The sequence below is a fragment of the Dactylosporangium sp. CA-052675 genome, assembly GCF_050947935.1.
Taxonomy (GTDB): domain Bacteria; phylum Actinomycetota; class Actinomycetes; order Mycobacteriales; family Micromonosporaceae; genus Dactylosporangium.
The window spans coordinates 8200492-8212633 of the sequence record NZ_CP192010.1 but is presented as its reverse complement, the minus strand read 5'-3'; the positions used below and the strand labels follow the sequence as shown (position 1 = coordinate 8212633).

Annotated in this window: 13 protein-coding genes; 9 read left to right on the top strand and 4 right to left on the bottom strand. The window is 74.4% G+C overall.

The window, feature by feature from the left end; all coding sequences use genetic code 11:
• The first annotated feature begins 40 nt into the window (after positions 1-40).
• Together ACQP1P_RS36400 and ACQP1P_RS36395 are read left to right on the top strand one after the other, a co-directional pair.
• Positions 41-484, top strand: coding sequence for a hypothetical protein (locus tag ACQP1P_RS36400; protein ID WP_433078117.1), 444 nt, complete (start codon positions 41-43; stop codon positions 482-484).
• 39 nt (positions 485-523) lie between these two features.
• Positions 524-913 carry a ribonuclease domain-containing protein gene (locus ACQP1P_RS36395; protein ID WP_433078114.1) on the top strand — a complete coding sequence of 130 codons (390 nt, stop codon included), beginning with the start codon at positions 524-526 and terminating at the stop codon, positions 911-913.
• A 66-nt stretch (positions 914-979) separates the two neighbouring features.
• On the opposite strand, the gene ACQP1P_RS36390 is transcribed toward ACQP1P_RS36395, so the two are convergent.
• Positions 980-1159, bottom strand: a complete 180-nt coding sequence (locus ACQP1P_RS36390; protein WP_433078112.1) for a DUF4236 domain-containing protein — start codon at positions 1157-1159, stop codon at positions 980-982.
• 14 nt (positions 1160-1173) lie between these two features.
• A complete protein-coding gene (locus tag ACQP1P_RS36385) occupies positions 1174-1542 on the bottom strand; it encodes a PH domain-containing protein (RefSeq protein WP_433078110.1) in 369 nt (122 codons plus the stop codon).
• A gap of 131 nt (positions 1543-1673) precedes the next feature.
• On the opposite strand from ACQP1P_RS36385, the gene ACQP1P_RS36380 reads away from it, so the two are divergent.
• Genes ACQP1P_RS36380 through ACQP1P_RS36350 form a run of 7 tightly spaced genes read left to right on the top strand, consistent with a single transcriptional unit; the run spans position 1674 to position 10415 of the window.
• A complete protein-coding gene (locus tag ACQP1P_RS36380) occupies positions 1674-4487 on the top strand; it encodes a BTAD domain-containing putative transcriptional regulator (protein ID WP_433078108.1) in 2814 nt (937 codons plus the stop codon).
• The gene (locus ACQP1P_RS36375; protein WP_433078106.1) at positions 4484-5614 is read left to right on the top strand and encodes a M20 family metallopeptidase; all 1131 of its coding nucleotides are present in this window, start codon (positions 4484-4486) and stop codon (positions 5612-5614) included. The genes ACQP1P_RS36380 and ACQP1P_RS36375 overlap by 4 nt, the downstream gene beginning before the upstream one ends.
• Positions 5611-6450 (top strand): GNAT family N-acetyltransferase, encoded by an 840-nt coding sequence (locus tag ACQP1P_RS36370; protein WP_433078104.1) that lies wholly within the window; start codon positions 5611-5613, stop codon positions 6448-6450. The genes ACQP1P_RS36375 and ACQP1P_RS36370 overlap by 4 nt, the downstream gene beginning before the upstream one ends.
• Positions 6447-7568, top strand: coding sequence for an o-succinylbenzoate synthase (gene menC, locus ACQP1P_RS36365; RefSeq protein WP_433078102.1), 1122 nt, complete (start codon positions 6447-6449; stop codon positions 7566-7568). Before ACQP1P_RS36370 ends, menC begins: the two co-directional genes overlap by 4 nt.
• Positions 7569-7615: 47 nt before the next feature.
• Positions 7616-9145, top strand: coding sequence for an MFS transporter (locus ACQP1P_RS36360; RefSeq protein ID WP_433078100.1), 1530 nt, complete (start codon positions 7616-7618; stop codon positions 9143-9145).
• Positions 9146-9153: 8 nt separating this feature from the next.
• Positions 9154-9813, top strand: a complete 660-nt coding sequence (locus tag ACQP1P_RS36355; RefSeq protein ID WP_433078098.1) for a TetR/AcrR family transcriptional regulator — start codon at positions 9154-9156, stop codon at positions 9811-9813.
• A complete protein-coding gene (locus tag ACQP1P_RS36350) occupies positions 9810-10415 on the top strand; it encodes a DNA-3-methyladenine glycosylase (protein WP_433078096.1) in 606 nt (201 codons plus the stop codon). Before ACQP1P_RS36355 ends, ACQP1P_RS36350 begins: the two co-directional genes overlap by 4 nt.
• Positions 10416-10512: 97 nt before the next feature.
• Here the strand turns inward: ACQP1P_RS36350 and ACQP1P_RS36345 are convergent, their stop codons facing one another.
• Positions 10513-10974, bottom strand: a complete 462-nt coding sequence (locus ACQP1P_RS36345) for a cupin domain-containing protein (protein ID WP_350612505.1) — start codon at positions 10972-10974, stop codon at positions 10513-10515.
• A gap of 12 nt (positions 10975-10986) precedes the next feature.
• Positions 10987-12117 carry an Ig-like domain-containing protein gene (locus tag ACQP1P_RS36340; protein ID WP_433078093.1) on the bottom strand — a complete coding sequence of 377 codons (1131 nt, stop codon included), beginning with the start codon at positions 12115-12117 and terminating at the stop codon, positions 10987-10989.
• Positions 12118-12142: the final 25 nt, after the last annotated feature.

Here is a 12142-nt window from a genome sequence, read left to right as displayed (position 1 = left end):
GCAACCAGCGGACCGCAGTGTCAAGCGCTATGTTGCTGACATGGCGACAGTGGGCTTCGGGCCGAAGATGGCGTGGCTGGCCGTGGCGGCCGAGCCGGCGAACGTGATGGACGCGCTGGAACTGCGCGACCTGGGGGTGGTGGAGCCGCGCACCGGTCTCGACCTCGCGCACTTCACCGACGACCGGGTGGTGGTCGCGGTCGTGGACAAGTGGTGCCTGGTGGCGGGGAAGTGGCTGTTCCGCTGGAACGGCATCGCGGCGCTGTCGATGCGGCTCGGGGCCGAGGTGCAGTACTTCTCGACCGACCGCAGCCTGGTCATGCACCGCTGGGCGCGGGCCTACGGCGCGGACGTGACGGTCTCCGACGAGGACGCGCTCATCGACGAGCAGGACGTGTTCCGCACGGCGGCGCAGTGGAGCGTGGACCCCCGGGCACTGCCGGTGGTGTCGTTACATATCGCGGCGGTCCCTGTTCACAAGTAATCTTCCGCGCGTCGATATTCACGAGCGACGATGTCGGTCATGACGAAGATGCTGAGCCGTCTCGCCGTGGCCATCGTCCTGCTGACCGGGCTGCTCGTCGCGCCGGCGACCGCCGCCCACGCGTCGGTCTACTCCTCGTGCACCATCTCGGGCTGCGCCGAGGCGCGCACGGCCCGCTCGGGGTGGGCGAGCCTGGGCTGGCCGACCACGCGGACCTGGTACGCCTGGCCCTACGGCAAGTACAACTACGCCGGTGGCCAGTACTACAACCGCGAGGGCGAGCTGCCCTCGGGGGCGACCTACTACGAGTACGACGTGATTGCCCGCAACAAGGGCGCGGCGCGCGACGCGAAGCGCATCATCATCAACCGCAGCACCGGGGTCACCTGGTACTCCCCGAACCACTACACGGACTTCTACCGCCTGTAGGGCCATGAACGGGGTGGGTGCGCTCCGCGAGGGCCGCACCCACCCCGATCGGCTGGAGCGGGCAGCTCAGCTCCGCTTGCCCTTGCTGCGCCACGAGAACGGGCCGGGCAGGTCGTAGCGGTGGGCGCGCGTGCGCGAGTTCCACGACCACTTCCCGATCTTGATGCTCCAGGAGGAGAAGCCCTTGGGCGTGAAGTTCAGCACCAGCGGGCCGATGCGCAAGGCCTTGCGGAACAGGATCGGCAACTCGTCCTCCGGCGTTATCGGGCGGCGTAATGCAGGATCACGTTGTGGATGTGCTGCGTCTTGTCGACGCCGCGAACGTCCACTTCGTACGTATGCGTGCCGACGTGCACGGCGATGGTACCGCTGCTGAAAAAGCTGCCCGCCCACGACTTGTTGCTCACCACGGAGACGGCCGTCACCTTCCCGTAGGGAATCGACGTGATCGCCACCCGCTTGCCCACGAACGAGCGGTCCTGCATGATGACCCGCTTGTCGGTCAGGCCGATGAAGCCGGTGCCCACGCCGACGGCGTCGTAGACGGCGATGATGGTCTCTCCCGGCAGCAGTCCGGAGGCGATCTGCTCGTACTGTTCCCGACGGTCGTATTTCGCCTGCTGCGCCATGACCTCAAGATAGTCGGCGGCTTCAACCCGCCTTGCGGTGTATCGTTTCGGCCTGGCTCGGGTCGAATGCGCGACCCGTCGTGACGGTGCAATCGCTATAGGTTGCTCTCAATCTACCGTTGGGGGCCACGGTGCGGGTTCGGCTGCTCGGACCGATCGACGTGCTGGTCGGCGGCGAACCCCGGCCGGTGCAGGGCCTGCGCCGCAAGGCCGTGCTCGCGGTCCTCGGCCTGCACGCGGGCGACGTCGTGAGCACCGGGCGCCTGGTCGAGCTGGTCTGGGACGGCGCCGCGCCGCCGAACGCGGTCAACGCGCTGCAGAGCCACCTCTCCTACCTGCGCCGCACCCTGTCGGACAAGGCGGCCGTGCGTTCCCGGCCGCCGGGCTACGTGCTCGACGTCGGCCCCGGCGGCACCGACGTCGCCGTGGCCGAGCGGCTCATCGGCGCCGGCCTGCGCGCGGGCGACGACGCCGCCCGGGCCCGGGACCTGCAGCGGGCCCTGGACCTCTGGCGCGGCCAGCCGATGGCCGACGCCACCGGCGTGACCTGGCTGGAGGAGCAGGCCGAGCGGCTCGGGCAGCTGTGGCTGCAGGGCAAGCGGGCGCTGCTGCAGGCGCGGCTCGGACTCGGCCAGCACGCCCGGCTGCTGCCGGAGCTGGAGCAGCTGACCCGCGAGCACCCGTTCGACGAGCAGCTGCACGGCCAGCTCATGCTCGCGTTGTACCGCACGGGCCGCCAGGCCGACGCCCTGAGCGCCTTCCACCGCCTGCGCCGCACCCTGCGCGAGGATCTCGGCATCGAGCCGGGCCCGGCCCTGCGCGAGCTGGAGTCGGCGATGCTGCGCCAGGACGAGGGGCTCGACCCGCCGCCCGCCCCGTCGCCGGTGACCGTCGCCGCCCCCGAGCCGTCGAGGACCCGGCCGGCCCAGATCCCGCTGGCCGTGCGGACCTTCGCGGGGCGGGACGGGCAGCTGGCCCGGCTCGACGCGCTGCTGCCCGCGGAGTGGACGCAGCCCGGCAGCGCCGTGTTCGTGGCCGTCGTGTCCGGCACCGCGGGCGTGGGCAAGTCGGCGCTGGCCGTGCACTGGGCGCACCGGGTCGCCGACCGCTTCCCCGACGGGCAGCTGTACGTGAACCTGCGCGGCTTCGACCCCGCCGACGCCCCGATGCCGCCCGCCGACGCCGTGCGCGGGTTCCTGGCCGCGCTCGGGGTGCCGGCCGAGCGGATCCCGGCCGACCTCGCCGGGCTCTCGGCCCTGCTGCGCAGCCGGCTCGCCGGCCGGCGGGTGCTGATCCTGCTGGACAACGCGCGCGACGCCGAGCAGGTCCGGCCGCTGCTGCCGGCCGCCCCCGGCTGCCTGGTCGTGGTCACCAGCCGCGACCCGCTGACCTCGCTGGTCGCGATCGAGGGCGCGGTGCCCGTGCCCGTGGGCCTGCTCACCGACGCCGAGGCGCGGGACCTGCTCGTGAGCCGGCTCGGGGCGCGGCGGGTCGCGGCCGAGCCGGCCGCGGTCGAGCGGATCGTCGCCCGCTGCGCCCGGCTGCCGCTCGCGCTCGCCGTCGTCGCCGGCCGGGCCGCGACCCGCCCGGAGCTGCCGCTGTCCGCGCTCGCCGACGAGCTCGGGGCGCGCCGCTCGACCCTGGACGCGATCGCCGGCGCGGACCCGGCCTCCGACCTGCGGGCGGTGTTCTCGTGGTCGTACCGCGCCCTGAGCCCGGCCGCCGCCGGGGTGCTGCGCCGCATGAGCCTGGGACCGGGGCCGGACCTGGGCATCGACGCCGTGGCGAGCCTGGCCGGCGTGCCGGCCGCCGCGGCCCGGGCGGCCCTGGCCGAGCTGGATCGGGCCGGGCTCGTGGTGGAGCAGCGGCCGGGCCGGTACACCTTCCACGACCTGCTGCGCGCGTACGCCACGGAGCTGGCCGAGTCCCACGACCCCGACGCCGGGCGGGCCGCCGCCCTGCACCGCCTGCTCGAGCACTACGTCGGCACCGCGCAGGCCGCGGCGCAGCAGCTGGACCCGGCCCGGGACCCGCAGCCGCGGGCCGCCCGGCACCCCGCGATCGCGGTGCCGGCCCCGCCGCGGGAGCGGGCCCAGGCCTGGTTCGCCGAGGAGCACCGGGCGCTGCTGGCCGCCGTGCACCGCGCCGCCGAGCTGCGCCTGGACGAGCACACGTGGCGGCTCGCGGCGGCGCTGACGACGTTCCTGGACTGGCACGGGCGCTGGCCGGAGCTGGTCGCCATCCAGGAGGCGGCGCTGCGGGCCCTGCGCCGCCTCGGGGACCGCCCGGGCCAGGGCGCGGCCTCGTGCGAGCTGGGCCAGATGTACGCCCGCATCGGCCGCTTCGACGAGGCCCACCAGTACCTGTGGACCGCCCTGTGCCTCTTCGAGCAGCTCGACGACGCGCCCGGGCTGGCCCGCGCGCACTACCACCTGGGCTGGCTGCAGCACGCCCAGCGGCGCTACCGCGACGCGCTGAGCCACAGCGAGCAGGCCCTCGCGCTGTTCGAGCGCCTCGGCGACAAGCTGTGGCGGGCCCGCGCCCTGAACGCGACGGGCTGGCTCCTGGGGCAGCTGGGGGAGTACGAACAAGCCCTGCACCGGTGCCGCGACGCGCTCGTGGAGAACCGTGAGGTCGGCGACCGCCACGGCGAGGCGGGCACCTGGGACGCCGTCGGCTACGCCCACCACCGCCTCGGCGACCCCCGGCAGGCGGTGGCCTGCTACGGCCACGCGCTGCGCGCCTACCGCGAGCTCGGCGACCGCTCCGGCGAGGCCTGCGTGCTGTGCCACCTCGGCGACGCCCACGCCGACCTCGGCGACGCGGCGGCGGCCGCCGACAACTGGCGGCGCAGCGCGGAGATCCTCGACGCGTTCGACCCGGGCCACGCGGCGGCGGTGCGAGCCAAGCTTCCCGGCGACAACCCCGCTACCGTGAGGGGATGACGGCGCTGGACACCTTACGGGCGGAACTGTCGGCCGCCGCCCCGCGGATGCGAGACGACCTGGCCGAACTGATCGGCGTCGAGTCCCCGTCGTCCGATCCCGACGCCCTGGCCCGCAGCGCCGACGTGGTCGCCGCGCTCGGCCACCGCCTGCTGGGCGCGGCCCCCGAACGCGTCGTGGTCGCCGACCGCCCGCACCTGCGCTGGCGCTTCGGTGACGGGCCGGCCCGGGTCGTGCTCATCGGGCACCACGACACCGTCTGGCCGCGCGGCACCCTCGCCCGCTGGCCGTTCAGCGTCGACGGCGACCGCGCCACCGGCCCGGGCGTCGTGGACATGAAGGGCGGCCTGGTGATCCTGTTCCACGCCCTCGCCGCCTGCGCGGACCTCGACGGCGTGGCGGTGATCGTCAACGCCGACGAGGAGATCGGCTCGCCGACCTCGGCCGCGCTCATCCAGGACACCGCCCGCGGCGCGGCCGGCGCGCTGGTGCTGGAGGGCAGCTCGCACGGCCGGCTCAAGGTCGCCCGCAAGGGCATCGCGCACTACACGGTGCGGGTCACCGGCCGCGCCGCGCACGCCGGCAACGCCCCGCACCTCGGCATCAACGCCGCCGTGGAGCTCTCCCACCAGATCCTGCGCATCGTGCAGCTCAACGCCCCCGAGCGCGGTACCACCGTCACGCCGACCGACGCGGTCGCGGGCACCACGAGCAACACGGTGCCGGCCGCCGCCCGGGTCAGCGTCGACGTGCGCTCCTTCGACCCCGAGGAGCTGCGCCGGGTCGACGCGGCCCTGCGCGCCCTCGAACCCGTCCTGCCGGGCGCGGAGCTCCAGGTGGAGCTGGGGCCGGCCCGCCCGGCGATGCCGGAGACGGCCGCGACCGAGCTGTTCGCGCTGGCCCAGCGGCTCACCGCGCGGCTGACGGGGCAGATCGCGGTCGGCGAGGCGGTCGGCGGCGGCTCGGACGGCAACCTCACCGCCGGCGTCGGCGTGCGGACCCTCGACGGGCTGGGCGCGATCGGCGGCAACGCCCACGCCGAGGGGGAGTGGATTCAGCTGTCCAGCCTGCCGGAGCGGGCCGCGCTCGTGAGCGCCCTGGTGGCGAGCATCGGGCGCTCCGAGTGAGCGCTCGGGCCGACGCCGACGCCGACGCCGACGCCGAGGCCGCCGCCGGCCGCGTCGGGGTGCGGGTGCGTGAGCTCGCCACGACCGCCGAGCTGGCCGAGTGCTCCCGGCTGCTGCAGCGCGTGTGGCGGGCGGAGCACCCGGCCGAGATCGCCTCGCCGTCGATGCTGCGCACGTGGGTCCACTCCGGCAACTACGTGTCCGGCGCCTACCGCGGCGACGTGCTGGTCGGGACCGCGGTCGGGTTCCTCGGGCTCGACGGCGAGCACGTCCACCTGCACTCGCACCTGGCCGGCGTCGAGCGCGGCGGGCACGGCCACGGCCACGGCGTCGGCTACGCCCTCAAGCTGCATCAGCGCGCCTGGACGCTGGCCCGCGGGCTGGCGGAGGTGCACTGGACCTTCGACCCGCTGATCCTGCGCAACGCGTACTTCAACCTGCAGAAGCTCGGCGCGGCGGCGGTCGAGTACCTGCCCGAGTTCTACGGCGCGATGACCGACGGCATCAACAGCGGCGACCTCACCGACCGGATCCTCGTGGTGTGGCGGCTGGACCGGCCGCCGGGCCCCGCGGCGGCCCCGGACGCCGGGGCCGCCGTGCCGCTGGTCTCCCGCACGGCGGACGGCCGCCCCGAGACCCACGACGCGCCGGCTTGCGCGGCCGTACTGTCCGTAGCCGTCCCCGCCGACGCCGAGGGCCTGCGCGCGGCGGACCGGGAGGCGGCTCTGGCCTGGCGGGTCGCGGTGCGCGACGCGCTCATGGGCCGGCTCGCGGCCGGCTACCGCATCACCGCCATGACCCGTGACGGCCGCTATCTCCTGGAGCGTGCAGCATGACCGGACGGCTCCAGGGGCTCGAGCTGCGGCGGGTGGCGATGCCGCTGGTGTCGCCGTTTCGCACCTCGTTCGGCACCGAGCACGAGCGCGACGTGCTGCTCGTGCGCGCGGTCACGGCCGAGGCCGAGGGCTGGGGCGAGTGCGTCGCGCTGTCCGGGCCGCTCTACTCGCCGGAGTACGTCGACGGCGCCCAGGCCTTCATCAAGCGGTACCTCATCCCGCTCCTGCGCCGCTTCGACGGCCACGTGTACGCCCTCGAGCCGCTCTTCGAGCCGCTCAAGGGCCACCCGATGGCCAAGGCCGCGGTGCAGACGGCCGTGCTCGACGCGCAGCTGCGCGCGGCCGGCCTGCCGCTGGGGGCCTTCCTGGGCGCGACGAAGCAGCGCGTCCCGGCCGGCGTCTCGGTCGGCATCATGGACTCGATCCCGGCCCTGCTCGACGCGGTCGCGGGCTACCTCGCCGCCGGGTACCTGCGGATCAAGCTCAAGATCGAGCCCGGCTGGGACGTCGAGCCGGTCCGGGCCGTGCGGGAGCGCTTCGGCGACGACGTGCTGCTGCAGGTCGACGCGAACACCGCGTACACCCTGACCGACGCCGAGCACCTGGCCCGGCTGGACCCGTTCGGGCTGCTGCTCATCGAGCAGCCGCTGCCGGAGGACGACATCCGCGGGCACGCCCGGCTGGCCGGGATGATCCGCACCCCGATCTGCCTCGACGAGTCGATCGTCAGCGCGCGGGCCGCGGCCGACGCGATCGCCCTGAACGCCTGCCGGATCGTGAACATCAAGCCCGGGCGGGTCGGCGGCTACCTGGAGGCTCGCCGCATCCACGACGTGTGCGCGGCCAACGGGGTCGCGGTGTGGGCCGGCGGGATGCTCGAGACGGGCCTTGGGCGGGCCGCGAACGTGGCGCTCGCCGCGCTGCCCGGGTTCACGCTGCCGGGGGACACCTCGGCGTCGGACCGGTACTACGCCCAGGACATCACCGAGCCGTTCGTGCTGCGCGACGGTCACGTGGCCGTGCCGACCGGCCCCGGCATCGGCGTCGAGCCGCTGCGCGACGTCCTCGACAGTGTGACGACCGAGACGGAGTGGCATAACTTTACAAGTGTTAGCTGACGGCTATAACCTTACGGGCGTTAGCAAACGTCTGTAAGGGAGTCCGCATGTCCGAGTACCCGCGTCGCTGGGCCGCACTCGCGGTGCTCAGCCTGACGCTCATCGCCGTCACCCTCGACAACTCCGTGCTCAACACCGCGCTGCCCTCCCTCGCCCACGCGCTGCGGGCCGGCACCGCCGACCTGCAGTGGATCACCGACGCGTACACCCTCGTCTTCGCCTCCGCCCTGATCCTCGCCGGCAGCCTGGGCGCCCGGCTCGGCTCCCGCAACGCCCTGCTCGGCGGGCTCGTCGTCTTCGGCGGCGGCTCCGCGGTCGCGGCCCTGTCGGACTCGCCCGGGCAGCTCATCGCCTGGCGCGCGGTGATGGGCCTCGGCGCCGCGTTCGTCATGCCGGCGACCCTCGCGGTCATCACCCGCATCTTCCCCGCCCACGAACGGCCGAAGGCCTTCGGCGCCTGGTCCGCCGCGGCCGGCATCGGCGTGCTCGTCGGCCCCGTCACCGGCGGCGCCCTGCTCGAGCACTACTCGTGGAGCAGCGCCTTCTGGATCAACGTCCCGCTCGTCGCCTTCGCCGTCGCGGCCGTCCTCGCGGTCGTGCCCGCCGTCCCCGCCGTGCGCGGCGGCCGCCTCGACGTGCCCGGCGCGCTGCTGTCCACCGCGGCGGTCGCGGCCCTGGTCGACGCCGTCATCCAGGCCCCCGCGCGCGGCTGGACCGGCGCCGTCACGCTCGCCGAGTTCGCCGCCGCCGCCGTCCTCGTCGTGGTCTTCGTGCTGTGGCAGCGCCGGGCCGCGTCCCCCCTCGTGCGGCTCGACCTGTTCACCAACCGCACCTTCGCCGTAGCCGCACTCTCCCTCGCCGTGGTGTTCTTCGTGCTCTTCGGGACGCTGTTCGAGCTGTCGCAGTACCTGCAGCTGGTGCACGGCTACAGCCCGCTCACGGCCGGCCTCGGCGCGATGCCGTTCGCCGCGGCCATGGCCGCGACCTCGGCCACCTCGCCGCTCATCACCCGCCGGCTCGGCACCCGCGGCACCCTCGCGCTCGGGCTGTTCCTGGCCACCGCCGGCCTGCTGGCCCTCGCCGCCACCGGCGTGCACACCGAGTTCTGGAGGATCGCCGCCGGTACCGGCGTCATCGGCCTCGGCATGGGCATGATGATGGCCCCGGCCAGCCTGCAGATCAGCGGCTCCGTCCCGCCCCCGTTCGCCTCCATGGCCAGCGCCCTCAACAGCGTGATCCGGGAGCTGGGCGGCGTGCTGGGCATCGCGGTCCTCGGCACCGTGGTCTCCTCCGCCTACCGCTCCGCCATCAGGAGCGAGTCCACGGCCGGTCTGGACCTGGGCCCCGCCGGCACCGACCTGCCCACGGCCCACGGGTTCGCCGCGACCCTGCCCGCCCCGGCCGCGCAGCACGTCATCGCCGTCGCGGACCAGGCCTTCACCGACGCCATGTCCCGCGGCGCGCTCATCGCCGCCGGGATCTCGCTGCTGATGGCCCTGACCGTGCTCATCGTCCGCCCGCGCCGGGTGGCCCCGGACGCGGTCCGCTCGACGGAGCTCGTCGCGCAGACGGCATGATGAACGGTATGAAGTCGGACTCCGCGGGTTCGGCCGGTGGCGGCCGGACCCGCAACCGGCGCGGCGAAGGGGCTCTGCTGCGCGACGAGATCGTGGCCGCGGCCGAGCGCCTGCTCGAGCGCGAGGGCAACGAGGAGGCGCTGACCTTGCGCTCCGTCGCCCGCGAGGCCGGGATCTCGGCGCCGTCGATCTACACCCACTTCGCCGACCGCGACGCGATCCTCGACGCGGTGCTGAACATCGCCTTCGAGCGCCTGCGGCTGCACGTGCTCGACGCCGCCGAGGGCGTGAGCGACCCGGTGGAGCGGCTGCTGGCGGGCTGCCATGCGTACGCCGACTTCGGCATGCAGGACCCCGCCCGCTACCGGGTCCTCTTCGGCCGCCGGCGCGCGGAGCGCCCCCGGGTGGACAGCGCCACCGACGTGACCGACCTGCCGGTGGTGTGGCAGGACCGCCTGGAGGCATTCTCGGTCCTCGTCGAGGGCATCCGCGAGTGCGTGAGCGCCGGCCGCTCGACCAGCACCGACCCGTTCGCCGACGCCTCGACCCTGTGGACCTCGCTGCACGGCGCGGTCGTCATGCGCCAGTTCGTCCCCGGCTTCCCGCTGCCGCCGCTGGACCGGACGGTCGACGACCTCGTCCGGCGCATCGGCCTGATCACCTCGTGAGCCTCGCCGACGCCCTCGCGGCCCCGGTCGAACAGGCCGCGCGGGCACTGCTCGGCTGCCGGCTCACCGCCGGCGGGGTGACGGTCCGGCTGACCGAGGTCGAGGCGTACTCCGGCACCGGCGAGGACCCCGCCTCCCACGCCCACCGCGGCCGGACCCCGCGCAACGCCATCATGTTCGGCCCGGCCGGCTACGCCTACGTCTACTTCACCTACGGCATGCACTACTGCATGAACGTCGTCACGGGCACCGAGGGCACCGCGTCGGCCGTGCTCCTGCGCGCCGGCGAGATCGTCGCGGGCGTGGACGTGGCCCGCGGCCGCCGCCCGGCCGCCCGCACGGACGCCGACCTGGCCCGCGGCCCGGCCCGGCTGTGCAGCGCCCTCGCGATCGGCCGCGACTTCTACGGCACCTACCTGCTCGACGGCGCGCTGAGCGCCCCGGCCGCCCCGGTCGGCGAGATCTCCGCCGGCCCCCGCGTCGGCGTGACCGGCGCCCACGACGTGCCCTGGCGCTTCTGGCTGACCGGGGACCCGACGGTGAGCGAGTACCGCCGCCACGTCCCGAAACTGCCGAAACTGCCGAAACTGCCCCGGGCGTGACGGAGGCCCGGACCGTCGGCGGTCCGGGCCTCCCGTGTCACCAGGCGGGCTCCCGTGTCACCAGGCGGGCTCCCGTGTCACCAGGCGGGCTCCCGTGTCACCAGGTGGGTTCCCGGGTCGCGACCCGGTCCTCGTCGGGCAGGCGGATCGCGGTGGACTGGGGCGGGCGCGCGTACTCGGCGTCGGTCACCTGCTCGCCCCACTCGGTGCCGGGCCCGTCCGGGTCCGTCTCGTGGGTCGACACCACCGCGACGAACGTGGTCGGGGCGGCGCCGTGCCAGTGCCACTCGCCCGCGGCGACCACGACCGTGTCGCCCGCCCGGACCTCGTGGACCGGGCCGCCCCGGCGCTGGACGCGGCCGATGCCGTGCAGCACGTGCAGGACGCGGCCGTACGGGCAGCGGTGCCAGGCCGTGCGCGCGCCCGGGTTGAACTGGGCGTGGAACGTGGCCAGGCGGGACGGCTCCAGGGCGACGACGTCGCGGCCGATCCAGGCGACTCCCGAATATCGCTGCTGCGGCGCCGGACGGCTCGTGCTGGGCGCGCGGATGACCTCCATGCCGGGCTCCTCTCAGGCTTTCGTGTACTCGGACCAGGGCAGGTCCCACGCCGTCCAGCCGTCGCCGGGGTCGAGACCGACCTCGGTGCCGCGGGTGACGACCGGGTCGCCGACGAGGACCTGCTCGTACAGCCAGCGGGCGTTGTCGGTGGACACGTTGGTGCAGCCGTGCGAGACGTTGCGCTTGCCCTGGTCGGCGACGGACCAGGGAGCGGCGTGGATGTACTGGCCGCCCCAGGTGAGGCGCATCGCGTACTGCACGGTCGTGGTGTACTCCGGCGTCTTGAACACCGCCGACGGCTCGCGCGACATGATCACCGTGGTGCCGCTCGACGTCGGGGTCGACGCCTTGCCGAGGCTCACGGGCATGCTGCGCACGACGGCGTCGTTCACCGACACCTGCATCGTCTTGGTGCTGTTGTCGATGTCGATCGTGAGCTTGCGGCCGATCGTGACGCTCGCGCTGAAGTCCTCGTCGGCGTGCCCGTTGCCGATGGCGACCCCGTTGAGGGCCTTGCGGGCCGTGATCTTCGTGCCGGGCTGCCAGTAGTGCTCGGGCCGGAACATCACCTGCCGCCCGCCGAACCAGTGCCACGCCCCCGGCTGCGGCGGGTCACTCGTCACGAACAGGCGCTGCTGGACGGCCGCGCGGTCCTGCTGCGGTACGTCGGAACCGAACTCGACCACGATCGGCATGCCGACGCCGTAGGTCGCGCCGTTGGTGAGCATCAGGTCGCTCGTCACGGCCGAGCCGGACGGTTTCGCGGCCGTGTGGAAGGTCGTCACCTGGGTGACCGGGCGGTTGTCGGCACCGACGGCGGTCACCTTCGCGGTGTACGAGGTGTCGTACCGCAGGGCCGCCGCCGGTACCCAGGTGGAGCCGTCATCGCGGGGCGCCCCGGGGATCGGTTGCCCCGCGGCGTCCGCGAGCGACACCGAGGTGATCTTGCCGTCGGTGACGCTGGTGCCGATCTCGGCGCTGATCGGCACCGCGCCCGCACCCGACGCCGGCGTGATACTCAGCGCCGCCGGCTTGAGCGGCGGCGGCTTCGGCTTCTCGGCGGCCTTCGGCGGGTCGCCGTGGCAGGCGGTCAGCCCGGCGGCCGCGAGCGCCAGGGCCGCAACAGTGGTTCGTGTGCGCATGCGGGCATCCTGCGACCCAGCCGGG

Bases quoted from the DNA above. Each gene is read 5' to 3' on its own strand.
- menC (WP_433078102.1), top strand. From the start codon at position 6,447: ATGACCGGACGGCTCCAGGGGCTCGAGCTGCGGCGGGTGGCGATGCCG.
- ACQP1P_RS36340 (WP_433078093.1), bottom strand. From the start codon at position 12,117: ATGCGCACACGAACCACTGTTGCGGCCCTGGCGCTCGCGGCCGCCGGG.
- ACQP1P_RS36400 (WP_433078117.1), top strand. From the start codon at position 41: ATGGCGACAGTGGGCTTCGGGCCGAAGATGGCGTGGCTGGCCGTGGCG.
- ACQP1P_RS36345 (WP_350612505.1), bottom strand. From the start codon at position 10,974: ATGGAGGTCATCCGCGCGCCCAGCACGAGCCGTCCGGCGCCGCAGCAG.
- ACQP1P_RS36385 (WP_433078110.1), bottom strand. From the start codon at position 1,542: ATGGCGCAGCAGGCGAAATACGACCGTCGGGAACAGTACGAGCAGATC.
- ACQP1P_RS36375 (WP_433078106.1), top strand. From the start codon at position 4,484: ATGACGGCGCTGGACACCTTACGGGCGGAACTGTCGGCCGCCGCCCCG.
- ACQP1P_RS36355 (WP_433078098.1), top strand. From the start codon at position 9,154: ATGAAGTCGGACTCCGCGGGTTCGGCCGGTGGCGGCCGGACCCGCAAC.
- ACQP1P_RS36360 (WP_433078100.1), top strand. From the start codon at position 7,616: ATGTCCGAGTACCCGCGTCGCTGGGCCGCACTCGCGGTGCTCAGCCTG.
- ACQP1P_RS36395 (WP_433078114.1), top strand. From the start codon at position 524: ATGACGAAGATGCTGAGCCGTCTCGCCGTGGCCATCGTCCTGCTGACC.